Source organism: Lactobacillus sp. ESL0228, from assembly GCF_003692825.1.
Classification (GTDB): Bacteria; Bacillota; Bacilli; order Lactobacillales; family Lactobacillaceae; genus Lactobacillus.
Genome location: NZ_REHJ01000010.1, coordinates 89,035 through 111,528 on the forward strand (window position 1 = coordinate 89,035; position 22,494 = coordinate 111,528).

The window sequence follows — 22,494 nt, forward strand, 5'->3', positions numbered from 1 at the left end:
ACCTTTTCTTTTTATCAATATTTTAATTATATCTCAAATACACTACAAAAAACGCCTAATTCTAATAAACTAGACGCTTCTTTTTTGGCATACTTTCATGTCAATTAATGCCTTTTTAAGTAGTTTTCATTCTTGCTAAATGCTGATATATCGTCATTCCAATACTAACTAACATTGTCCCTTTATTCCCATTCAATGGTTGAAGGCGGCTTACTCGTTACATCATAAACGACGCGGTTAACGTTATCAACTTCGTTAATAATTCTCGTTGAAACTTTTTGCAAGACATCCCACGGCAAGCGCGCAAAATCAGCTGTCATCCCATCAATTGAAGTTACTGCCCGAATGCCAATGGTATAGTCATAAGTACGGCCATCCCCCATGACGCCAACTGATTTAATTCCTGGTAAAACCGTGAAGTATTGCCAAACTTCTTCTTCTAGACCTGCCATTTTAATTTCCGCACGTAAAATGGCATCACTTTCACGCACTAATTCCAATTTAGGCGCAGTAACTTCACCTAATACTCGAATACCAAGACCGGGACCAGGAAACGGCTGGCGCCAAACTAAGTCATGCGGAAGCCCTAACTCTTCCCCAAGCTGACGCACTTCATCCTTAAATAATTTTCGTAATGGTTCAATTAGCTTAAAGTGCATATCCTTAGGCAACCCACCCACATTATGGTGGGATTTAATTGTCTGCGCAGTATTAGTGCCGCTTTCAATTACGTCAGTATAGAGCGTTCCCTGCGCCAAAAAGTCAACATCATGCATCTTTTGCGCTTCTTCATTGAAAACTTCAATGAATTCCTTACCAATAATTTTGCGCTTTTGTTCGGGATCAGTTACGCCTTTTAATTTAGTCAAAAAACGCTCTTGGGCATTTACCCGCACGATGTTCACACCTAAACCGCGATTCAAAGTAGCCATCACTTCGTCGCCTTCATTTTTGCGCAACATCCCGTGATCAACAAAAATGGCAGTTAATTGATCACCGATTGCCTTATGTAACAAAGTAGCTGTGACACTAGAGTCCACTCCACCAGATAAGCCTAATATTACCTTTTTATCACCAACTGTTCGCTGAATATTGGCAATTTCCAGCTCAACAAAATCAGCCATTGACCAATTAGCTTGGGCTTTGCAGACCTTAAAAGCAAAATTACGCAAAATATTTAAGCCATATTCGGTATTGCGAACTTCAGCGTGAAATTGAATGCCATAAAACTTGCTTTGTTCATTAGCAATCGCTGCAATCGGACAATTTTTACTTGAAGCAATTGTCCTAAAACCACTTGGAGCCTGCTTAACTAAATCACCATGACTCATCCAAACATATTCTTTTTTGGGTAAACCATTGAACAAAATGGAATTAGTATCTTCAACTTGAATATTAGCCTTACCATATTCAGAACTGGTAGCTTTTTCAACTTTACCATTTAAATAATACGACATTAATTGCATCCCGTAGCAAATCCCCAAAATAGGAATTCCTAATTTGAAAATTTCGGGATCAACTTTAAGAGCATTCTTATCATAAATACTGTTGGGGCCACCTGAAAAGATAATTCCTTTGGGATTAATTTGCTTAATCTTTTCTAAGCTAAGATCATGAGGCAATAGTTCGGAATATATACCAAAATCACGCAAGCGCCGAGTTATTAATTGATTATATTGACTACCAAAATCTAAAACAATAATTTCATCAAAATTATGAAGATCTTTTTCTACTCCCATAATGCTCCTTCTCTAATCACACAACAAATCAAATAAACTTTACTAATAATTGCTATTTTGGTCAACTGTTTTTTATCCAGTAATTAAAATTATACGAATTATATCTTATATATGTATAATATAATTCGCTTTTAAAAAACAAAAAATAAGCTTGCACATCTGTTTTGAGTTTGCTAGAATTCATTACACAAGTAACTATAAATCTATATATTGTCGTAATCAGGTCGGCAGTCTCTACTCAGAACCGTAAATTCTGAACTATGGATCAAGTACAAATAACGCAGTGTCACTGTCTTATTGGTCTTTTTTACCATAGTTTTGGTAGAAAAGACCTTTTTGTTTTAGGAGGAAAAGTATGAAATTGCTGGAAGATCGTATTCGCAACGATAGCGAAGTTTTACCCGGAAATGTCCTAAAGATTAACTCATTTTTAAATCATCAAGTTGATCCTGAATTAATGATGGCCGTTGGAACAGAATTTGCTCATCTTTTCGAAGATGCCGGTATCACCAAAGTCTTAACTTGTGAAGCTTCAGGAATCGCGCCCGGGGTAATGACTGCCTATGAGTTACACGTACCTATGGTCTTTGCCCGTAAAAAAAAGCCCTCGACACTTAACGATGAAGTATATTGGGCGGATGTTTATTCTTACACCAAGAAAACCACTAACCAAATTTGTGTTGAACAAAAATTTCTCAATCCCAACGACCGTTTATTAATTATTGATGATTTTCTAGCTAATGGTGAAGCCGTTAAGGGCATGATTAATATTGCTCATCAAGCCTATGCGGAAATAGCTGGCGTGGGCGTAGTCGTAGCCAAGTCTTTTCAAGGCGGTAGCACTTGGATTAAAAAACATGGCTATAAGCTTGAAGCTTTAGCAAACATTGCTAGTTTAGCTGATAATCAAGTACATTTTGTAGGGGAAAATTAATGCAAAAAGAAGTTAGTCAACAAAAAGCAGCCGTCCTTGGGCTGCAACATCTGTTAGCAATGTATTCTGGTGCAGTTGCAGTACCACTTTTAATTGGGACAGCTCTAAAATTCAACGCTGAACAAATGACCTATTTAGTTTCAATTGATATTTTTATGTGTGGGTTGGCAACTCTTTTACAGTTAATTACTAATCGCTTTTTTGGTATTGGCTTCCCTGTAATTCTTGGCTGCGCTATTCAGGCGGTTGCTCCCTTACAAATGATTGGTCGCAAATTTTCAATTAATGATATGTATGGGGCCATTATTATTGCCGGCATTTTCGTAATTTTAATTGCTAGGGTTTTTGCCAAAATCAAAAAATTCTTTCCCCCTGTTGTCACCGGTACCTTAATTACCACAATTGGTTTAACCTTAATCCCAGTTGCCATTCAAAATATGGGCGGAGGAAATGCTACTGCTAAGGATTTTGGTAGTAGTCAAAATTTATTACTTGCCTTCTGCACTATGTTCATTATTTTAGCTTTAGAAATTTGGACAAAAGGCTTTTTACAATCAATTTCAGTTTTAATAGGATTAATTAGCGGCACACTTATTGCTGCGTGCCTAGGTCTAGTTTCATTTACACCAGTAATTACAGCATCCTGGTTTCATTTACCGCAACTTTTTTACTTTGGAACGCCTCATTTTGAATGGTCTTCAAGTTTAACAATGATCATCATTGCCTTAGTTTCAATGGTTGAATCAACTGGCGTCTTCTTTGCCACGGGTGATTTAATCAAGCATCAAGTTTCAGAAGAAGATCTTAAAAAAGGCTATCGGGCAGAAGGTATCGTCCAAATTTTGGGTGGTTTATTCAACGCTTTTCCTTACACTACCTTTTCCCAAAATGTTGGACTTTTACAGTTGTCAGGCATTAAAACTAAGCGACCAATTTATTGGGCCGCTGGATTGTTGATGACGATGGGGCTACTACCCAAAATTGGCGCTCTCGTCACCATTATTCCAACACCAGTATTAGGCGGTGCCATGCTAGTAATGTTTACCATGATTGCCGTTCAGGGCATTAAAACTTTAGTCCAAGTTGATTTAAGTAATAACCATAATATTTTAATTATTGCTATTTCAATTGGCCTAGGACTAGGTGTTACTATTTATCCACAATTTTTCCACAAATTACCTGCAACAATTCAACTTTTCCTAAATAACGGTATTGTGATTACCAGTTTGTCGGCTACTATTCTGAACTTACTGCTCAATGGTGCTAAGTCCGAAAACAGTTTGACTGCTAACCAAATTTAGTCACATCATAGTAAAGTAAAATAGTACTCTTGTTCTATTATAGGAAGTGAAGTTAACGCCCAGAGTTAGACGCTAACATTATTCATTTTCGTTAAGACCGTATTCCGATATTCAAGCGGGGTGCGGTCTTTTAACGTGTACCTAATTCTAGTTTGATTGTAGTATTTGATCCACTTTTCGATGACCTCCGGCAATGCCTTTTAATTTCCATTACTAGTTACCATAGACAAAAAGAATTATAATTTCTCCTAAAAACCAACCATTTTTTTGCAATTAATGTCTATTTTTTAATACAATATACCTTAAGAACTTTGAAAGGACAATATTTATGAAAAAAGCAGAATGTACAACCATTCTTGTTGGTAAAAATGCCAGTATTGATGGTTCAACCATGATTGCCCGCAGTGAAGATGGTGGTAGAACCATTATTCCAGAAGGGTTTGAAGTTATTACCCCTGAAAAACAACCTAAACACTATGAAAGTATCATCAGCCATCAAAAAATTGATGATGAAGACTTACTAGATAACCCGTTGCGCTATACTAGCGCACCAGATGTTTCAGGCGAAAGTGGTATCTGGGCTGCTGCTGGAATTAATTCAGCTAACGTTGCCATGACCGCCACTGAAACGATTACTAGCAACTCTCGTATCCAAGGAATTGATCCTTTACTACGTAAAGGTGGCTTAGGCGAAGAAGACTTTGTTACTTTGACTTTGCCTTACTTACACAAGGCTGTCGATGGAGTTAAACGAGTTGGTTATTTACTTGAAAAATATGGTACCTATGAAATGAATGGCATGGCTTTTGCTGACCACGATGAAATCTGGTACCTTGAAACAATTGGTGGTCACCACTGGATTGCCCGCCGAATTCCTGACGATGCTTACGTAGTTGCTCCTAACCGCTTAAATATTGATGAATTTCATTTTGGTGAAGAAGGCTTTATGGCCGATGAGCAGTTAGAAGATCTAATTGCCGCCTACCACTTAAATCCTGATCGTGAAGGTTATAACATGCGGCATATCTTTGGCAGCTCGACTATCAAAGATGCTCATTATAACAATCCTCGTGCGTGGTATGTACATAATTATTTTGATCCAGAATTTGGTGGCACACCAAGCGATCAAGATCAACCATTTATTTGCCATGCTAATCGTAAAATTAGTATTGAAGACATTAAGTGGGTTGAAAGCTCACATTACCAAGATACACCATATGATGTGTATGGTGATCAAGGTACACCAGAACAAAAGAAAGCTTTCCGGCCAATTGGTTTGAACCGGAACTTTGAAACTCATATTTTGCAGGTAAGAAATGATGTTTCTGAAGAATTAGCCGGTGTGCAGTGGCTTTGCTTTGGACCAAATACTTTTAACAGTATGGTGCCATTCTATACCAACATTAATGACACACCAGCTTCATTTAAGACCGGACCAAAATTTGATTTGAAGAAAATCTTCTGGCTTAACAAGTTAACTGCTCAACTTGGCGATACTAACTTTAAAGTATACGGCGAACTTGAAACTGATTTTGAACAAAAATCATTAGCTGAATGCCATTTCATTCAACACGAAACGGATGCTAAGGCCAAAAATCTTACAGGCGAGACGGCTACAGAATTATTAACTGCCGCCAACCAAAAGATGGCTGATCAAGTTTACAATAATACCATTGAATTACTTGGCAATATGGTCAATGAAGGTCATTGCTTAATGAACTTGAAGTTCGATTTATTAGATTAAATTTAAAAATAAAAGCGGTAAGTTAAAACAACTTACCGTTTTTTAATGTGGTTTTATTTATAATCCTTTGCATTTACTATAGCCCGTCTTGCTTACATGCAATTTTTACTACTTAAATGCGGTTTTATTAGCCAATTTACTAAGGAATTGCAGGAACATAGTTACTTACCTACTATAACAGTTGTTAGAAATAATTTACTCGTCAATTTTTGTAAATTTAGTTTCTAAATATTTGCTTCTCTTTTTAATTAAAATTCTTCATCTTCAACAAGTGATGAATCTTTACAGTAACGATAAATTCCTGTTTTACCTGCCTCAACTATCATATCGATTAATTTTGAAGAAGATACTTGACTCCGGTTAATGAAAAGTTCTAGTAACATTGGAATATTGACTCCTGTTATAATTTCCATATTAGGATATTTTTCTACTAACTTAATCAGCATGTTAAAGGGGGTTCCCCCTTTTAAATCAGTTAAACAAATAATAGAATTAGAAAGTAAGCCAATTTTTTGATCTAAATCATTTAGCAATTCGTCCAGTTCTTCACCCATTTCAAACTTAACAGTTTGACAATTATCCTGTTTTCCACAAATCATTTCTGCAGACTTGAGTAATTCTGTTGCAGAATTTCCGTGTGTACAAATTAAAACTCCTGTCATTAACTCAAAACCACCTAACATTAATAATCTAAAGCACGATAGTAACGTCGAATGTCCATTGGGTGTCGATTAATGTGTTCAATATGAACATCAATTCGGTTATTAATTGCATGGAAAACAAATGGTGATAAAGCTCCCCGATATTTTTCAGAGAAGCCAAGCAAATCATAATCCTTAGAATCAATGATCGTGTAATTTCCACAAATTTCTGGTAAAAAGTTGGCTACTCGTTCACTAAGTGGACGCTGAGAATCTTCTCCTACATACACAGTAACAGGGGTATCACGATCAACCACTTCAAACATACCATGGAAAAATTCAGCAGCTTCAATAGCACGAGTTCTAATCCAATGTTGTTCTTCCCAGTAGCACATTGCATATGAGTACGTTGCTCCCCATTGGTTTCCTGCACCAACAAAGTAATGAATTTTGTCATCATGGTGCTTTTCAGCGAATTCTTTTGCAAAGTTATCAGCTTTTACACCAATTTCAGCAATATCTTCTGCAAAATGATCATCCATCTCTTGATAAAATTCATTGTAATCAGAAAATTCGCCATTCAAATACATTAAGCGATCTCCTACCATAAAAAATTTTAATTGTTCATTTTCGGGGTAAGAGATACAATATGTCAAATTGGAAGCAAGTTTTGCCTTTGGATCATCCATGAAGCCCAAAATAGTAGCACCAACTTCATTTAACTTCTTAACAGCTTCAACCATTTCTTTCGTATTTCCAGTGACTGATGAAATAATTACTAATGTTTTATCAGTAATACGCTTGTTATCAGTAACCAAATATTCAGCAGCATTTTGGTAAAAAGTTTCTAAAGCACTTTTTTCTTTCATATGAATGTTGGCCTGCATTCCAGATGCATAGGTCCCACCAATTCCCAGCCAGCAAATATTTGAAATACCCTTTTCAAACAATGGATCAACTATTTCGTTAATTTTACTTCTCAAATTAAGAGCACCATTCATACTATCAATTAATTTTTGCTTATTAAATTTACGCATTTTTTCTCTTTCTTTAAACTTTAACTGTTATTAACTAAAACTTATATTTTCGACGCCGTAATTTCATCAAAATCCGAGTAAGCTGAATGTTGTAAATCATTGCCCTTTATTTTTGACAACCGATAGGCCAATAAATGTATTGGAACGGTCATAAATAACGCAACCAATAACTCGTCAGTTTTGACTTTGAGACTTAAATCATGACTTTTTTTATTTTTAGCATCATCTGCATAAATTGAATATACGTGATCAACATGCTTATTTAAAAACTGTTTCAGCAAGTCTGCACGCTTTTGTAATTTTCCGTTAGGCTCTAGGCAAATTATGAAGTCGTCAGACATTAATCCTAAATACGGTCCATGCATATACTCCTCTAATTCTTTTCCCCATGAACTGATTCGCACAGCTTCAGTAATCTTAGTTTCTCCTTCGCGGCTTATACCATAGGCCGAACCATATCCAATGAATATCAATCGCTTAGCAGCAGCAAACTCATTTAAATGCTGATCAACCCATTTACTTGCACATTCAATAACATTAGGCATCTTCTGCACGATTTTCGAAATTTCTTTAAAATATTGTTGATAATCCTCAACCGTAATTTTTCTAGTCGCTTTAGCAATTGTTAGTGCAAACAATAATAGATCCAAAATTTCAACGCTATAACCTGCACTAACATAAGGCATTTCTTCAACTGGCATTCCCATCCTCAGAATGTTTTTACCAACCTTAGCAACTGGGCTATCAAACTCACTTGTTAGTGTAAATACTTTATGCCCTGTGTCTTGCAATCGTTCAACAAGTTTAACCACTGAATAACTATGTCCCCCCTGTGAAATAGCGATACACAGGGTATTTTGCTTAACATTCAACAAATAATTCTCGGAAATAGATGGTTCTTCAATCTGAACAGGCATTTCCAATACTTTACTCATAAAAGGTAAGGCACCATATGCAGCGTTTGAGCTCGATCCCGTTGCGTAGATGACAACATTATCAATATCATCCAACTCGCCTTTAGAAAATTGATTACCAAAGAGGCTTTGATAATTATCTAAAACATTTTGATAATATTCAGGCTCTAAGTTGACATAATCTTCTATATTTTTCACCAATATACTCCTTAAAATATTAGCCTAATAAACCAGACCAAGCACCAAAAATACCGATAGCCGCAATCAATAGTAAAATATATTGCGACTTCCAACCTTTTCGGTCTAGCCAAAAGATAAATAAAGTAAATAACAGCGGCAAAATCCCTGGTACAATACCATCACAAATTTTTTGGACAGTTGTTGCTTCGGCGCCACTACCAATTTTCAACGGCATCTTTAAAGTAACCATTGACGCTACCATTGCACCTACTACAGCTAAGCCTAAAACTGATGCACCGTAGGTTAATTTATCCATTAGACCTGTTTTTTGAATTTTATCGATAAAAGATGAACCAACGTTGTAGCCAATAAATAAGCCGTAATATCGTGTTAAAAGAGCTGGGATATTAAAAATTAGCAAAAATAAAATTGGTCCTAGTATATTTCCTTGCATCGCTAGTGAAGTACCAATACCAGTTGCAATTACACGCAAAGTACCCCAAAAAAATGAATCACCGATACCACTCAAGGGTCCCATTAATGCAACTTTTATGTTATTGATTGATGCATCATCAAATTCAGGATCAAGCTCATTCTGTTCCTCCATTGCAATCGATATTCCTAATGGAAAAGTACTCAGCCAAGGAGTAACATTATAAAACTCGAGATGACGCTGATAAGCAGCCTTAAGCTTTTCTTTATTATTACCATAAATTTTGCGTAGCGCTGGAACCATTGAATAAGCATAGCCTAAATTCATTTGTCTCTCATAGTTCCACGCCCATTCCATCGTAAATGAACGCCAAAAGGTTTTCATTAAGTCCCTTTTCGTGAGTAACTTAGAATTCTTCATCTTCATAGTCAATGCCTCCATCTTCTACATTTGTTTTGTTGCTATTTGTGGTCATGTTTACAATTGGCTTACCATTAAATGCGGAATAACCAGTTAAGATTAGAGCTAAACAAGCACCAAAAATGGCTACTCCTGTAACAGAAATCTTGAGGTAAACTGCTAACGCAAACCCAATAATAAAAAAGGTTGCGTTTTTCTTATTGATCATCATTTTCATCAAAAGAGCAAACCCATAAGCTGGAAGTAATCCCGTCGCTATTCCTAACCCATTAATAATAAACTGGGGAATAGCATTTAGAATTACTTTAATTACAGGACTGCCCAAAATATAAGAAATTCCAACTACAAGACCAATTGGTAAGTTAACTGAGAAAAAGCCTCCAAGTACATTCATTCGACTGACTCCGCTACCATCACCAACTTCTGCATAGTGATCAGCGCGGTGAACAAAATATGGCAAAATAAAGATAAAACACAAGTTTTTAATAACTAAAACTAGTGAGGCAATTGGAATACCAAGTGTTAGGGCAACTGCTGTACTTTTTCCTGCACCAATAGCAAAGGCCGTTCCTAAAACACTACCAGAAATAATTTCGGGAGGAATCGCTGCACCAATTGAAAATGAACCAACAAAAGCAAGTTCCAAAGTTGCTCCCATAATAATTCCTTGTTGCAGGTTTCCAAGCACCAAGCCGGTCAAAGTACAGGTAACAAGCGGTCTTGATAACATCGATGAACCTAGAAAGTACTCACCATTTCCTAACATTGCAATCAAAGCTAAAATAATTGCCGTTAAATAAACATTCATAACTTAGCCCCCAATTTTTACTTATTAAATTTTTGTCTATCGTCACTTGGGACTTGTTGAATCCAAACGTCTACTCCACTATCTTCTAGTTTTGAAAGCTGATCGGCTTCTTCAGAAGTTAAGTTAATAGTTTTGGAATAGTTTTTAGTTCCTGGTCTCGGCTTGGTTCCACCCAAATTTAATGACTTAATCTTACTTTTAGTTCCTTCAATTAACTTAAAAGCATCTGCTACAGATTCAACCACGATAAGAATTTTGTACTTATCAGTTACCCCCGAATTAATTGCTTTGATACTATCATCAACCGACTTCATTACTAACTTTGAATTGTCAGGTTTAGCTAATCGAATAGCAGACTTTCGAAAATCATCTTTAGCAACATCATCATTTACCACAAAAATTGTGTTTACATCTAGACTATTAAACCATGAAACTGCAACTTGACCATGAACTAGTCGGTGGTCGACTCTTACAAGCTTAATCATTATTTATTATTCCTCCACTAATTAAAAATCGATTGAGTACTTTGTAGTTAAAGCATCCTGTAACCTGTACTCAACAGCTACAATTTTGCCACGTTTAGTTGAAAAAAGATTGGTAGTTTTAAAAATAGGACCCTGCTTCTTAATTTTAAGCTGCTTAGCAATCTCATCGGTTGCTTTAATAATCTGTAATTCTTGCAACAAATTTGCTGGTCTCAGTTTTCCTGAACCAACTGCCTCAATAATCGACATTACTTTTAAACAACTTGGATCAAACCCAGGAAATAACACCAAAGGAAGCAATAGTTTTTCCCACGTTAGCTGATCATTTATTACAGTAATAAATGAAATGTAGTATAAAAGTTCATTAGAACTAATATGAAAAATATTTGCGTAATAATAGCCAACTAATCTTAAATAACTATCTTTGAATTTTATCATATCTGAAGAGCCAATATATGATGGTTTAATAACACCGGTCATCTCTAAAATATTTTGCTTAGAAATTACTGGAGCTACAAACAATCCGCTTCCTTTTTTTCTAATCACCTTGTTTTCGGCTACCAGTTGATCAACAGCTTTCCGAACTGTTGTCCTACTAACTTTATAACGATGTTGTAGTTCAGCTTCAGTGGGTAAACTACTTCCTGGTGGATAATCACTTTTACTTATCATTAATTTTAAATCAGTATAAATTTCCTTAAAAAGCAATATTAATCCTCTCGATAATCATAAATATTGTTTGCATTAAAATGATATTTAAAATAACTACCAATCAAATATTGTGTAGTGGTTTCAAGTGGCTCATCATTATCTAAATAATTAAAACTATCAACCTTATAAAGGGGCATATTTTTCTGTATTTTTAGTATTTTACTGATTTTTTTATCAGCTAGGCAACAAGTAATATTTTCTTTACCATAAGTGGGCTTAATTCCGTACTTCTTCTGCAATAATTTATACAAAGATATGTTAGTAAAATCAACTTTGATTAAGTCTGCAAATTTTGCCTGATCAAAATAGACAATCTCGTAAGTAATTGGCTTACTTTTTCTCATGCGCATACGCTCTATTTTGATTAATTTATTAGTCTCTAAACCAAAAAAATTCTGCAAATTAATGGGTAAAGCGATTATTGTAGTTAATAAATGTACTATTGCTACCGAATCATCATTTAATTCACTTGACATTGATTTCATGCCGAGCATATTAATGTCAACTTTGGTATTTTTTACTATTCCCGTCCTTTCTTTAGACGAAATTAAATCTTCACTTTTTAATTTATCTAATGAATGCAAAACCGCATTCCGACTAATTCTTAATTTATCAGCAATCTCTCTTTGAGATGGCAAAACCTTGATATCAGGCTTAAAGCTAATTAAATCTTGAAGATACTCCTGTGCTTGAACGGCAGCACTTCTTTCTTTATATTCCATTTTATTTATTGGTTCTTTTTTTTAACTTGGTGTATTTTTTGCAAATAGAAAATAGCTACACAGACAATAAAATCAACTTTTTTGTCAAATCCAAATGATAGATTATTATTTTTTGGTACCAAAGATATAGTAATCGCTTTCACAAATTGTGTCAATACCTTTTTTATTTTAAAATCAAAAAATTGAAACAACTATTTACTTACAAAAAACAAAAAAGCTATATTTGCTCTTCATTGCAAAATATAGCTCTTTTAAATAAGTGATAAATACTTTAATGTTAATAATTAAGTAATCGACACATTTTCAGTTTTGGATATCGTAAACACTCTCTTACGCAATTGACCAACATTTCTTTTAAAAATCGTGTTATAAAAGCCCGATCTTTCAATTATTTGGTCAGAATATAGGCTAACAGTAATTACATTACTTTGCTTTTCTATTTCATTAGGTGTCAAATACTTCTTCAAATCAATTATTTCCAAGTTTTATACCTCTATCCATTTCTAAATAAAACTATCTAGTAGACATTATGTTGAAGTTTACCACCTTTTCTAATCTGCTCCAATCTAATAAATCTCTTTAAAATAAATCACACTAGAATTGCTTGATATTGTAGACAAGTATAAAAAATATACACAAATAAATACTGGATACAAATATTGATAAATTTCAATTTATGTATAGACATCTTAATGCCAACAATCTAATATTAGGATTAAATTTAAAGAAAAAATGTATACAAAAAACGTTGAGTTTCTTACTCAACGTCTCTTTTATTGGTTAATTTTAGTCTAGAACATCTTGAATAGTGACATCAGCGCCTAATAAACGAAGTTTTTCTTGTACTCTGTCGTAGCCACGCAGTATATTACCCGCATTATTAATCACAGTTTTTCCTTTAGCCATAAGCCCTGCAATCATTAAACAAGCTCCTGCACGAATTTCACCTGCAGAAACAGTTTCCCCATGAAGTTCTGTTGTGGGATGAATTAAGATAACATTGTCTTCAACACTAATGTTTGCGCCCATTTTGCGTAATTGTTCAATATGACCAACACGTTTAGGATAAATTCGATCAATTATTATCCCTTCACCTGTTTTTGCAGTTAACAAAAGTGGCGTTACTGGTTGCTGCAAATCCGTCGCAAATCCTGGGTAAGCATCGGTTTTAATCTGAGCCATTTTCAAATCACCAGCTGGATAAACAAACAGTGAATCCTCATCAGCATCAATAACTACACCCATTTCTTCTACCTTTGCTAGATAAGAATCAAGGTGTTCTTCAATAATATTATGAATGCATACACCATTGCCAATGCAACCAGCAAGTGAAATATACGTGCCAGCTTCAATTCGATCAGGAATAATTGTATGGGGGGTCTTTGCTTCAAGATGTTCGACACCCTCGATCCTAATTGAATCAGTTCCTGCACCTCGAATAATTGCACCCATATTGTTTAAAAAAGTAGCCAAATCAATTATTTCTGGCTCTTTAGCAGCATTATCAATTATTGTTTGACCATGAGCTGTAACCGATGCCATAATAATATTCATTGTTGCACCAACAGATGGCATTTCTAAGTGTATCGTTGCACCTTGAAGACCGCCAGCTGGAGCAGTAATTATTATTTGATCATTTTCATTTTTTACACATGCACCTAGAGCTTCAAACCCCTTAATATGCTGATCGATTGGACGGGGACCTATATCATCCCCGCCTGGAAAGCCCACTACAGCCTTGCCAAAACGCCCAAGAAGTGCACCCATAAAATAATAGGAAGCGCGCAAACTTTTAATCTTACCGCTTGGTAATGGGCTCATCTTAATGTTTTGGGGGTTAATATGTAAGGTTGTTTGGTGAAAATCACTTTCAACATCCATTTCGCTCAACAAATCCATTAAGTTGTCAACATCGGCAATTCTTGGGACACCTTCCAAAGTTACCGGTGTACGCGACAAAATTGATGCTGGAATTAAAGCAACGGTTGAATTTTTAGCACCGCCAATCCAGACATCACCCTGTAGGGGCTTTCCACCATGAATTATCATTTGCTTCATTGGCGAAAAAATCCTTTTCTATTTCGTTTAATCATAATTATGTTAAAGGAATTTGCTAGAAAAAACAAGGGAAGACCTCCGTCATTCCCGTTTAAATATCAGTTTTTTGTATTATTCAAATTCTCATATTAAAGTTCTTCTTCTGGTAAACCACAAGCAGCACCAATGAAGGCTTTGTAAAGACCTTCGGGTCTTTGTGGTCTACTCAAAAATTCGGGATGATATTGAGCCGCAACAAAAAACTTATTCTTTGATAATTCAATTACTTCAACTAAATGATTATCAGGAGACACACCAGCAAAAGTCATACCAGCTTTTTCAAATTCTTCACGATATTGATTATTAAATTCAAACCGGTGACGGTGACGTTCTTGAATTACCTCTTGATCACCATAAGCCGCAGCAGTTTTAGTTCCAGGTTTTAATGCAGTCGGATATAACCCCAATCTTAAAGTACCACCAATATTCTCTTCATCACGTTTATCTGCCATGATATCAATCACATTATGGGTTGTATCTGGATTTGCTTCAGTAGAGTTAGCATCCTGGTATCCTAAAACATTCCGAGCAAATTCGACAGTCGCCATTTGCATTCCCAAACAAACACCAAGAAATGGTATATCATTTTCACGTGCATACTTAATCGCCGTAATCATTCCTTCAAGCCCACGGGTTCCAAATCCTCCAGGAACAATTAAGCCATCAGAATTTTCCATAAAGTTAGCGATATTATCTTCTGTAATATCTTCAGCTTGAACTTTTTGAATTTCAACATTTGTATTAAAAGAATAACCTGCATGCTTTAAGGCATCAGTGACTGAAATATAAGCATCTTCTAGTTCAACATATTTACCAACTAAGGTTATTTTAGTTGAATACTTTAAATTCTTAGCCCGTTCATCCAAACGTTTCCATTCTTCCATATCGGCTTCTTTTTTCGGACTATCAATATGGAGAAAATCGCAGACTTTTTGATCCATTCCCTGCTCTTTAAAAGCGAGTGGCAAATCGAATAAGGAAGGTGCATCAATTGATTCAATAATTCGATCAACAGGTACATCGGTAAAGTTAGAAATCTTGTCTTTATGTTCTTGATCAATCGGCATTTCTGCACGCAGTACTAACATATTAGGTTGAATACCGATACTGCGGAGTTCAGCAACTGAATGCTGTGTTGGTTTAGTTTTCATTTCTTGAGCTGCATGCAAATATGGTACTAAAGTACAATGAATATACATCACATTCTCTTCACCAACTTCGCGTCGCATCTGTCTAATGGCTTCCATAAAAGGGGTCGATTCAATATCCCCAACGGTACCACCAATTTCAGAAATCACAACATCTGAATCAGTAGTCAAGCCAGCACGCATAATTTTTTGTTTGATCATATCAGTAATATGCGGAATTACTTGAACAGTCGCACCGTGATAATCTCCCCGACGCTCTTTTTCTAAAACTTCCTTATAAATTTTACCGGTAGTAACATTAGAATACTTGCTAGTTCGTACGTCAACCATTCGTTCATAGTGGCCTAAATCAAGGTCGGCTTCCGTACCATCATCAGTCACAAAAACTTCACCATGTTGATAAGGATTCATGGTACCAGGATCGATATTAATATATGGATCAAACTTTTGCATTGTTACCTTGAGCCCACGATTTTTTAATAACCATCCTAGACTTGAAGCGGTAATTCCTTTCCCTAGTGAAGAAACAACACCACCAGTAACGAAAATATATTTTGTCATTAGCCAAACTCCTTTTCGTAAAATAAAAATTAACCAAAAATAAAAAAAGCTCCCTTACGGGAGCATAATCGCACACAACGTGCCCAAATAAAATATTATCCATTTTAACTACTTAAGTCAAGAAAATAATTTGTCTTACAGCTAATTCGCTCTTCAACTAACCTAATTTTTACATTTAGCAAAGCCCCAGATTATTCTTAACCATTTTCTGTTAATTTTTACTTGTCTTACTGCTTGTCAAATGCTAAATCTTACTAGTTTTTGTAGTCAGCAATCAATATAAAAATATAAGAGCCACAATATAAATCATCAAAAAAGCGGAAAATAATCCCGCTTTATATAAAGATTGAAAATTTACTTAAATTACAGAAAATTATTCATCCTCTTCATCATCGTCATCATTTAATTCCGATAACTGCCCCTCAATACCATCTGGCAAGTCCTCATCTTCTTCGTCTGGAACAAAGTCTTCTTCATCGTCATCAGAAGCAAAATCATCGTCATCATCTGCTGGTGTTACATCTAAGTCTTCATCCTCAGGATCATCATTATCGTAGTCAATAATATCATCGCTGCCAGTAGCGCTTGCCAAAAAGGCATTGACTTTCTTATGATGAGTACGGGTATCTTCTTCATCCTCATCTTCAGGATGATTAACTTCTTCATCAACTGATTCATAGGGAAACCATGAGCGAAGTGCCCAGACATTTTCACCCATTGAAATAAATTCACCATTGGTGTTCATATCTGTATAAAATTGAGGCAAACGTTCCCTAATTTCTTCATCACTCACACCCAAAAACTTTTGTACAGCATTAACAATATCAGCAAAAGCCATTCTCTTATTGTTATCTTCCAAAATTGCGCGAGCAACTTCAATCATTGATAATTCATTGCGATTTTTGTCTTTAAAGTCGTTTAATCCCACAATTGCATTCCTCTCTCTTAACAATCCTTTTTATTTTACTAGGCGTTTAAGTAAAAATCAACGTGACAGTATAGTTTCCTACTAAGTATAGCCCACTAAAGAGGTCATATTCAATGCGAAGTTCTCGCGAGCCATCTTTTTTTGAAAAAAATTTAAGTAAATTTGTAGTACTTTTTAAATCCATCTGATAACCTTGTGCAACGTAACGACATTCTTTTTCTTTGCCAAGTACAAAATGTAGCTGTGAATAATTATCTCGATCATTACCACGTTTGATAATCACATCGTCCTGCTTAATTAAAATTTTAACTGGGACCACATCATCTTCCAAATAAGAAATTCTAGTAATTTCTCCTTGCTTTTGTATATCTCCAATTCCAGATTTTTTAAAAGTTTCACTTTCCTTTTCTTGAACAATTTTACTAGTGAAGTTAATTTTAACTCTTGTCATTACTGGTCTAATTTCTCCCTCATGAGCTATCATTAGTTATATCACTCATTTTTTACGTGGTTTAACAAGTAAAAAAGCTAACCATGAAGATTAGCTAATCCGGACAGTAGCAACACTTGCTCTATTAATCTTATTATAAAGTAAACTAGGATTTTTAGCCAGATATTTCAACATTTGCTATTTTTGTGTCTCCAACTTCATGAATTAAAACTTGCGAAATCTAGCTTGACGTTGATTTAACAACTCATCAACTGACAAACCATTAAATTCCTTCAATCTCTGAGCAAGCATTGCTTTTAATTGTATTGCTTCGTTAGCTAAAACTTTTTCTGGCAAAATCCGTTCAACGATGCCCTGCTGCTTAAGCCACTCTGGTTCAATATGCATTATTTCAGCTGCATCTTGAGCTCGTTTGGCATCCTTCCACATTATTGAGGCAAACCCTTCAGGTGATAATACAGTATACATGCTGTGCTCTAACATCCATATTTCATCACTACATGCCAATGCTAAAGCACCACCAGATCCTGCTTCTCCAATAATTACAGTAAGGATGGGAACTTTTAATTCGAGCATATTACTTATACTCTGAGCCAAGACTTGCCCCTGACCATTTATTTCTGCATCCGCTCCCGGATATGCTCCTGGGGTATTTATTAAGGTTATAATCGGCAAATTCATACTTTCAGCTGTTTTCATGATTCGCAAGGCTTTTCTATATCCTTGAGGTAATGGACTACCAAAGTTAGTCGCCATTCGTTCTTTTAATTCTTGTCCTTTATTAGTAACAACAACTGCAAGATTACTATCTTTAAGAGATCTTACCGTGATTAGTTAAAATTTATTTTTATAAATTTATAAAATACGAAATTAAAAAAATTATTTAAGACATGCGAAAACATATTTTAAGTTGCTATTTCTATCATTTCAACTTTCTTTCATTAATTTTGTTATAATCTATGTATATACTATAATATTGATTTAAAATACAAAACCTGAGGATGGATATGCCGAATTTTAAAAGTAACAAATTAACGAAGGAAGTTGTTTTACGTGACCCCGTTCACGATTACATTCATATTGAAGATCAAGTGATCCTGGATCTATTGACCACTAAAGAATTCCAACGCATGCGTCGCATTAAGCAACTTGGCCCGATTGCCTATGTTTTTCCAGGAGCAACACATACTAGGTTTGAACACAATGCTGGTGTTTATGAACTAACACGACGAATTTGCAACATTTTCGCCGAAAAATATCCCACTAAAACTCCTAGTGACGGACTTTGGGATGACAATAATCGTTTACTAGTTGAATGTGCCGGATTGCTTCATGACATTGGTCACGGCCCATACTCGCACACTTTTGAACATCTTTTTGGAACAGATCATGAGAAAATTGGTCAAAAAATTATTACTGATCCCCATACCGAAGTTAACCAAGTATTGCGTCAAGTTTCTCCTAACTTTCCTGAACTAGTCGCAAGTGTAATTGCCAAAACCTATCCTAATCCACAAGTTGTAAAATTAATTTCCAGTCAAGCTGATGCCGACCGGATGGATTATTTAAAACGCGATGCCTATTTTACCGGTGTCACTTACGGCGAATTTGATCTATCACGAATTTTGCAGGAAATCCGACCTTATAGTGGTGGAATCTGTTTTACAATGTCAGGAATGCATGCAGCAGAGGATTATATCGTGTCTCGTTATCAGATGTATCAACAAGTTTACTTTCACCGTGTGGGTCGGTCTATGGAAGTTATTTTGCAACATCTACTTGAAAGAGCAAAAATAGTATATCAACAAGGTGTGCTACAAGTAACGCCCGAGTTAGCAAATTTCTTGGCAGATAACTGGTCATTAAATGACTATCTTAAACTTGACGATGGTGTAATGGAAACTAATTTTTCAATGTGGACTGAATCTACTGATCCAATTTTAGCTGATCTTGCGAATCGTTATTTATTCAGAAAGCCATTATCTAGCGTATGTATTGATGCTGAAACCAAAAACCTGCTTCCCAAGCTCAAAGACTTGATTAAACAAGCCGGATTTGATCCCACCTATTACACAGACACTAACTCGGCTTTTGATGAACCATATGACGCCTATAAACCAACTGGTAAAAATGCTAATAGTCAAATTGAAATCATGCAAGATGATGGTCAATTAATTGAACTATCACAACTAAGCCCCCTTGTTCGCGCACTTAATGGAACTTTACAGGGCGATGAGCGTTTTTTCTTTCCTAAAATCATGATGTCAAATAGTGCCGAACCACAAATTTTTGATCCGCTATATCAGCAATTTCAACGCTACATTAAAAATGGTACCTTACGTTATTTAAGAAAACCCAAGAAATAGAGAAAAAAATCCGGAACTTATCTCCCAGATTCTTTTTACTTTACCTAATTAAAAAATATTAATGCTTATTTTCTTGATAACGCGTATTAAACAATGGACTAAGTGGCTCATTCTTCTGAATACACTTAATGGCATCCCCCATCAAGGAACCAACTGATACAAGCAAAGTTTTATCCAATTTCTTTTCTTCTGGTTGGTTGATCGAATCGGTTAATACAAGATTTTTAATTGGTGATGCGTTTAATCTTTCAATTGCCGGTCCTGACAAGACCGCATGAGTAGCACTAGCATAAACTTCTGTTGCACCAGCATCAATTAAAGCTTGTGCCGCCAAGGTGATGGTTCCCGCAGTGTCAATCATATCATCAATAATGATTGCCCGTTTGCCTTTAACATCACCGATAATGTTCATTACCTCAGCAACATTAGCTCGTGGCCTCCGCTTATCTACAATCGCAATTGAAGTACCTAAAAATTCAGCCAATTTTCTAGCACGAGTTACACCACCATGATCTGGTGAAACCACAACAGCATCTTTTTCCAAATGATTACACAAAAAGTAGTCTGCAAGTAAAGGTGCACCCATAAGATTATCTACTGGTATATCAAAAAAGCCTTGAATTTGCGGTGCATGCAAATCGAGTGACAAGACTCTTGTTGCACCAGCTTCTTGAAGCATATCAGCTACTAATTTAGCTGTGATTGGTTCACGTGGTCTAGTTTTACGATCCTGACGGGCATAGCCATAATATGGAATTACAATATTAATTGTCTGAGCACTCGCACGGCGAACTGCATCAATCATGATCAAAAGTTCCATGAGATTATCATTAACAGGAACACTCAATGATTGAATTAAATAAACGTCCTTACCTCGAACCGACTCATCAATATTAATTTGAATTTCACCGTCACTAAAACGTTGAACACTTGACTTACTTAGCGCTACCCCAACGCGTTCAGCTATTTTCTCAGCAAGTGGCAAATTCGAATTAAGGGCAAACAACATCATATTGTCTTTATAAGACATAATTTCCTCCGTATAATATTTGTTAACAACTTATTATTTTAGCAAAAGTTGTTTGAAAAAGTTACTCCTGTATTTATTATTCAACTTTACACTGCTATATTCAAGCCTTTAAAACAAGATAAATTAGCAATTTTATTTTATATGTCTAAAACTTTCTTATATTGAACTAAAATTTATAAGATTACAAATTAAGTTAGTCTTCTCTTAATACTTGACTAATATTACCATGACAAGTATTTAAGAGTTCAGCAGCCGCTTTTTTATCTTTACCCGTCTTAATCATTACAATTGCTAAAGCAACATTATTATCGGCTTGTGCTAGAATTGTTGCTGCATCCTTAGTTGTGCTCCCAGTAACTGCATTAATAATTCGACATGCGCGGTCAAGCAATTTTTGATTAGTTGGTTGCACATTAATCATGACATTTTGATAAACCTTACCTTGCTTAATCATCACTCCAGTTGAGATCATATTCAAAATCATTTTTTGTGCCGTACCAGCTTTCATTCTTGTTGAGCCAGTGATTACTTCAGGACCAACTACTGCTTCAATTCCAATTTCAGCATGCTTACTAATATTAGAATTCGAAACACAAGCAATAGAAACGGTTAATGCACCAACTTGATTGGCATAATCTAGACACCCTATCACATATGGAGTTCTACCACTAGCAGCGAGCCCTAATACAGTGTCACGCTTATTTAAGTTTATTTTGCGTAGATCGGTATATCCCAGTTTCGGAGAATCTTCTGCTCCTTCAACGGCTTGAAACAATGCTTGTTTACCTCCAGCAATTATGCCAACTGCACGTTCAGGATTAATACCATATGTAGGCACTAATTCTGCAGCATCTAGAACTCCCAACCGTCCACTTGTACCTGCACCCACATAGATTAACCTACCACCTTGTGAATAGTGTTTGGTAGCTTCATCGATAGCTTGAGCTATTTTGTGCTCCTGAGTACTGACAGCAAGAGCAACTTTTTGATCTTCTTGGTTAATTATTTTGACCATTTCGATAGTTGACATCGTATCAATATGAGTTGTTGCCTTATTCTGCATTTCGGTTATTAAATTTTTGATTTCCATAACTTCACACTCTTATTTCTTAGTTTGAATTATTACTCTTATTCCGATAAAATTACATAGCAAACCCAAACATAGATTTCCTCTCTCTTTCTAATTTTTATGTAACCACTTAGTTATTTTTTATTGCCAAATCAACGTGAACTTGTAATTACTCAATAATATAAAAACAGACTGTTTTAAAAGACAGAATATTCTTTTAAACAATCTGTTTTGAACGATAACTTACTTTCATTATTCAACTTGTAAAAATTCTTCCGTTGACAAGCGATGGGCACCTAGCTTCGTTAACACTTGATTATAATGATGACGCATCGGTTTAATTAGTGAATCATGAGCATCACCAATTAAAATTACTGAATAATTACGGTCTAATGCATCTTTAACTGTAGCTTGAATACAAGCATGACTCATTAATCCAATTACAACCAAATTTTGCGGATGAAGTTGCTGAACCTTTTCAGCTAAACTATGTTGGGTGAATGCATCCTGATCTTTTTTGGTAAACACTGGTGAAGTCTGTTTAACCTCTAATTGTGAACAAAGAGCGCCACAATTTTCTTGTTTAATATAAAAAACAGGTTCATTTTTTTCTTCAAATAGCTTAATAATTCGATTGATTCGCTTCATAAGTTTGGTCTTACCACTCAAAAATCGCATTGGCTTTTCTTGAACATCCATTACTAACAGTAAATTATCGCCTGACATTGTTTTCCTCTCAATTATTAAAATTATTTATTTAAAAAATTTATCAATT

The 22,494-nt window shown here is 35.4% G+C and carries 23 protein-coding genes and 1 riboswitch; of the genes, 4 read left to right on the top strand and 19 right to left on the bottom strand.

Translation table 11 applies throughout. The features are described from left to right. Nucleotides 1-182: 182 nt before the first annotated feature. Nucleotides 183-1,739 (bottom strand): glutamine-hydrolyzing GMP synthase, encoded by a 1,557-nt coding sequence (gene guaA / locus F5ESL0228_RS06865; protein ID WP_122023293.1) that lies wholly within the window; start codon nucleotides 1,737-1,739, stop codon nucleotides 183-185. Nucleotides 1,740-1,922: 183 nt separating this feature from the next. Then, a riboswitch (purine riboswitch) is annotated at nucleotides 1,923-2,020 on the top strand. A 74-nt stretch (nucleotides 2,021-2,094) separates the two neighbouring features. Between guaA and F5ESL0228_RS06870 the strand changes: the two genes are divergently transcribed. After that, the gene (locus F5ESL0228_RS06870; RefSeq protein ID WP_122023294.1) at nucleotides 2,095-2,673 is read left to right on the top strand and encodes a xanthine phosphoribosyltransferase; all 579 of its coding nucleotides are present in this window, start codon (nucleotides 2,095-2,097) and stop codon (nucleotides 2,671-2,673) included. Further along, the gene (locus tag F5ESL0228_RS06875; protein ID WP_122023295.1) at nucleotides 2,673-3,974 is read left to right on the top strand and encodes a nucleobase:cation symporter-2 family protein; all 1,302 of its coding nucleotides are present in this window, start codon (nucleotides 2,673-2,675) and stop codon (nucleotides 3,972-3,974) included. The genes F5ESL0228_RS06870 and F5ESL0228_RS06875 overlap by 1 nt, the downstream gene beginning before the upstream one ends. Before the next feature lie 65 nt (nucleotides 3,975-4,039). On the opposite strand, the gene F5ESL0228_RS08630 is transcribed toward F5ESL0228_RS06875, so the two are convergent. Beyond that, the gene (locus F5ESL0228_RS08630; RefSeq protein WP_122023296.1) at nucleotides 4,040-4,168 is read right to left on the bottom strand and encodes an IS3 family transposase; all 129 of its coding nucleotides are present in this window, start codon (nucleotides 4,166-4,168) and stop codon (nucleotides 4,040-4,042) included. A 134-nt stretch (nucleotides 4,169-4,302) separates the two neighbouring features. Between F5ESL0228_RS08630 and F5ESL0228_RS06885 the strand changes: the two genes are divergently transcribed. Beyond that, complete coding sequence (locus tag F5ESL0228_RS06885) at nucleotides 4,303-5,718, top strand: C69 family dipeptidase (RefSeq protein ID WP_122023297.1); 1,416 nt, start codon at nucleotides 4,303-4,305, stop codon at nucleotides 5,716-5,718. 248 nt (nucleotides 5,719-5,966) lie between these two features. Here the strand turns inward: F5ESL0228_RS06885 and F5ESL0228_RS06890 are convergent, their stop codons facing one another. The 14 genes from F5ESL0228_RS06890 to F5ESL0228_RS06960 all read right to left on the bottom strand — a co-directional run bounded on the left by F5ESL0228_RS06890 (nucleotide 5,967) and on the right by F5ESL0228_RS06960 (nucleotide 18,085). Continuing rightward, entirely contained in the window at nucleotides 5,967-6,380 is a 414-nt protein-coding gene (locus F5ESL0228_RS06890) for a PTS sugar transporter subunit IIA (protein WP_122018918.1), read from the bottom strand. 20 nt (nucleotides 6,381-6,400) lie between these two features. Continuing rightward, nucleotides 6,401-7,396, bottom strand: a complete 996-nt coding sequence (locus F5ESL0228_RS06895; RefSeq protein ID WP_122023298.1) for an SIS domain-containing protein — start codon at nucleotides 7,394-7,396, stop codon at nucleotides 6,401-6,403. A 41-nt stretch (nucleotides 7,397-7,437) separates the two neighbouring features. Then, entirely contained in the window at nucleotides 7,438-8,508 is a 1,071-nt protein-coding gene (locus tag F5ESL0228_RS06900) for an SIS domain-containing protein (RefSeq protein WP_122018922.1), read from the bottom strand. A 19-nt stretch (nucleotides 8,509-8,527) separates the two neighbouring features. Continuing rightward, nucleotides 8,528-9,349 (bottom strand): PTS system mannose/fructose/sorbose family transporter subunit IID, encoded by an 822-nt coding sequence (locus F5ESL0228_RS06905; protein WP_122018924.1) that lies wholly within the window; start codon nucleotides 9,347-9,349, stop codon nucleotides 8,528-8,530. Continuing rightward, the gene (locus F5ESL0228_RS06910; RefSeq protein WP_122018926.1) at nucleotides 9,330-10,151 is read right to left on the bottom strand and encodes a PTS sugar transporter subunit IIC; all 822 of its coding nucleotides are present in this window, start codon (nucleotides 10,149-10,151) and stop codon (nucleotides 9,330-9,332) included. Before F5ESL0228_RS06910 ends, F5ESL0228_RS06905 begins: the two co-directional genes overlap by 20 nt. 17 nt (nucleotides 10,152-10,168) lie before the next feature. Continuing rightward, nucleotides 10,169-10,636, bottom strand: coding sequence for a PTS sugar transporter subunit IIB (locus F5ESL0228_RS06915; protein WP_122023299.1), 468 nt, complete (start codon nucleotides 10,634-10,636; stop codon nucleotides 10,169-10,171). Nucleotides 10,637-10,657: 21 nt separating this feature from the next. After that, a complete protein-coding gene (locus F5ESL0228_RS06920) occupies nucleotides 10,658-11,344 on the bottom strand; it encodes a GntR family transcriptional regulator (RefSeq protein WP_233553569.1) in 687 nt (228 codons plus the stop codon). 2 nt (nucleotides 11,345-11,346) lie between these two features. Then, nucleotides 11,347-12,069, bottom strand: a complete 723-nt coding sequence (locus F5ESL0228_RS06925) for a GntR family transcriptional regulator (protein WP_122018932.1) — start codon at nucleotides 12,067-12,069, stop codon at nucleotides 11,347-11,349. A gap of 284 nt (nucleotides 12,070-12,353) precedes the next feature. Next, entirely contained in the window at nucleotides 12,354-12,551 is a 198-nt protein-coding gene (locus tag F5ESL0228_RS06935; protein WP_122018936.1) for a hypothetical protein, read from the bottom strand. Nucleotides 12,552-12,855: 304 nt separating this feature from the next. Continuing rightward, complete coding sequence (locus F5ESL0228_RS06940; protein WP_122018938.1) at nucleotides 12,856-14,127, bottom strand: UDP-N-acetylglucosamine 1-carboxyvinyltransferase; 1,272 nt, start codon at nucleotides 14,125-14,127, stop codon at nucleotides 12,856-12,858. 128 nt (nucleotides 14,128-14,255) lie between these two features. Further along, on the bottom strand, nucleotides 14,256-15,875 hold the full coding sequence (locus F5ESL0228_RS06945; RefSeq protein WP_122023301.1) for a CTP synthase: 1,620 nt from the start codon (nucleotides 15,873-15,875) through the stop codon (nucleotides 14,256-14,258). 373 nt (nucleotides 15,876-16,248) lie between these two features. After that, on the bottom strand, nucleotides 16,249-16,803 hold the full coding sequence (gene rpoE, locus F5ESL0228_RS06950) for a DNA-directed RNA polymerase subunit delta (RefSeq protein ID WP_122023302.1): 555 nt from the start codon (nucleotides 16,801-16,803) through the stop codon (nucleotides 16,249-16,251). Nucleotides 16,804-16,849: 46 nt separating this feature from the next. Beyond that, nucleotides 16,850-17,254 carry a DUF1934 domain-containing protein gene (locus F5ESL0228_RS06955; protein ID WP_122018944.1) on the bottom strand — a complete coding sequence of 135 codons (405 nt, stop codon included), beginning with the start codon at nucleotides 17,252-17,254 and terminating at the stop codon, nucleotides 16,850-16,852. A gap of 204 nt (nucleotides 17,255-17,458) precedes the next feature. Next, nucleotides 17,459-18,085 carry a carboxyl transferase domain-containing protein gene (locus F5ESL0228_RS06960; RefSeq protein ID WP_122023303.1) on the bottom strand — a complete coding sequence of 209 codons (627 nt, stop codon included), beginning with the start codon at nucleotides 18,083-18,085 and terminating at the stop codon, nucleotides 17,459-17,461. A 176-nt stretch (nucleotides 18,086-18,261) separates the two neighbouring features. Between F5ESL0228_RS06960 and F5ESL0228_RS06965 the strand changes: the two genes are divergently transcribed. Continuing rightward, on the top strand, nucleotides 18,262-19,620 hold the full coding sequence (locus F5ESL0228_RS06965; protein WP_122023304.1) for an HD domain-containing protein: 1,359 nt from the start codon (nucleotides 18,262-18,264) through the stop codon (nucleotides 19,618-19,620). 58 nt (nucleotides 19,621-19,678) lie between these two features. Here the strand turns inward: F5ESL0228_RS06965 and F5ESL0228_RS06970 are convergent, their stop codons facing one another. The 3 genes from F5ESL0228_RS06970 to F5ESL0228_RS06980 all read right to left on the bottom strand — a co-directional run bounded on the left by F5ESL0228_RS06970 (nucleotide 19,679) and on the right by F5ESL0228_RS06980 (nucleotide 22,445). Next, nucleotides 19,679-20,650 (bottom strand): ribose-phosphate diphosphokinase, encoded by a 972-nt coding sequence (locus F5ESL0228_RS06970; RefSeq protein ID WP_122018948.1) that lies wholly within the window; start codon nucleotides 20,648-20,650, stop codon nucleotides 19,679-19,681. A 193-nt stretch (nucleotides 20,651-20,843) separates the two neighbouring features. Next, nucleotides 20,844-21,740: an N-acetylmuramic acid 6-phosphate etherase gene (gene murQ / locus F5ESL0228_RS06975; RefSeq protein ID WP_122023305.1), complete on the bottom strand. Its 897-nt coding sequence runs from the start codon at nucleotides 21,738-21,740 to the stop codon at nucleotides 20,844-20,846. A gap of 231 nt (nucleotides 21,741-21,971) precedes the next feature. Beyond that, the gene (locus F5ESL0228_RS06980) at nucleotides 21,972-22,445 is read right to left on the bottom strand and encodes a cysteine hydrolase family protein (protein WP_122023306.1); all 474 of its coding nucleotides are present in this window, start codon (nucleotides 22,443-22,445) and stop codon (nucleotides 21,972-21,974) included. Nucleotides 22,446-22,494 lie beyond the last annotated feature (49 nt).

What these genes read in the sequence shown, in the direction of transcription:
- guaA (WP_122023293.1), bottom strand. Translation starts at nt 1,739, where the DNA reads ATGGGAGTAGAAAAAGATCTTCATAATTTTGATGAAATTATTGTTTTA.
- F5ESL0228_RS06870 (WP_122023294.1), top strand. Translation starts at nt 2,095, where the DNA reads ATGAAATTGCTGGAAGATCGTATTCGCAACGATAGCGAAGTTTTACCC.
- F5ESL0228_RS06875 (WP_122023295.1), top strand. Translation starts at nt 2,673, where the DNA reads ATGCAAAAAGAAGTTAGTCAACAAAAAGCAGCCGTCCTTGGGCTGCAA.
- F5ESL0228_RS06885 (WP_122023297.1), top strand. Translation starts at nt 4,303, where the DNA reads ATGAAAAAAGCAGAATGTACAACCATTCTTGTTGGTAAAAATGCCAGT.
- F5ESL0228_RS06890 (WP_122018918.1), bottom strand. Translation starts at nt 6,380, where the DNA reads ATGACAGGAGTTTTAATTTGTACACACGGAAATTCTGCAACAGAATTA.
- F5ESL0228_RS06895 (WP_122023298.1), bottom strand. Translation starts at nt 7,396, where the DNA reads ATGCGTAAATTTAATAAGCAAAAATTAATTGATAGTATGAATGGTGCT.
- F5ESL0228_RS06905 (WP_122018924.1), bottom strand. Translation starts at nt 9,349, where the DNA reads ATGAAGATGAAGAATTCTAAGTTACTCACGAAAAGGGACTTAATGAAA.
- F5ESL0228_RS06910 (WP_122018926.1), bottom strand. Translation starts at nt 10,151, where the DNA reads ATGAATGTTTATTTAACGGCAATTATTTTAGCTTTGATTGCAATGTTA.
- F5ESL0228_RS06915 (WP_122023299.1), bottom strand. Translation starts at nt 10,636, where the DNA reads ATGATTAAGCTTGTAAGAGTCGACCACCGACTAGTTCATGGTCAAGTT.
- F5ESL0228_RS06925 (WP_122018932.1), bottom strand. Translation starts at nt 12,069, where the DNA reads ATGGAATATAAAGAAAGAAGTGCTGCCGTTCAAGCACAGGAGTATCTT.
- F5ESL0228_RS06940 (WP_122018938.1), bottom strand. Translation starts at nt 14,127, where the DNA reads ATGAAGCAAATGATAATTCATGGTGGAAAGCCCCTACAGGGTGATGTC.
- F5ESL0228_RS06945 (WP_122023301.1), bottom strand. Translation starts at nt 15,875, where the DNA reads ATGACAAAATATATTTTCGTTACTGGTGGTGTTGTTTCTTCACTAGGG.
- F5ESL0228_RS06955 (WP_122018944.1), bottom strand. Translation starts at nt 17,254, where the DNA reads ATGACAAGAGTTAAAATTAACTTCACTAGTAAAATTGTTCAAGAAAAG.
- F5ESL0228_RS06965 (WP_122023304.1), top strand. Translation starts at nt 18,262, where the DNA reads ATGCCGAATTTTAAAAGTAACAAATTAACGAAGGAAGTTGTTTTACGT.
- F5ESL0228_RS06970 (WP_122018948.1), bottom strand. Translation starts at nt 20,650, where the DNA reads ATGTCTTATAAAGACAATATGATGTTGTTTGCCCTTAATTCGAATTTG.
- murQ (WP_122023305.1), bottom strand. Translation starts at nt 21,740, where the DNA reads ATGGAAATCAAAAATTTAATAACCGAAATGCAGAATAAGGCAACAACT.
- F5ESL0228_RS06980 (WP_122023306.1), bottom strand. Translation starts at nt 22,445, where the DNA reads ATGTCAGGCGATAATTTACTGTTAGTAATGGATGTTCAAGAAAAGCCA.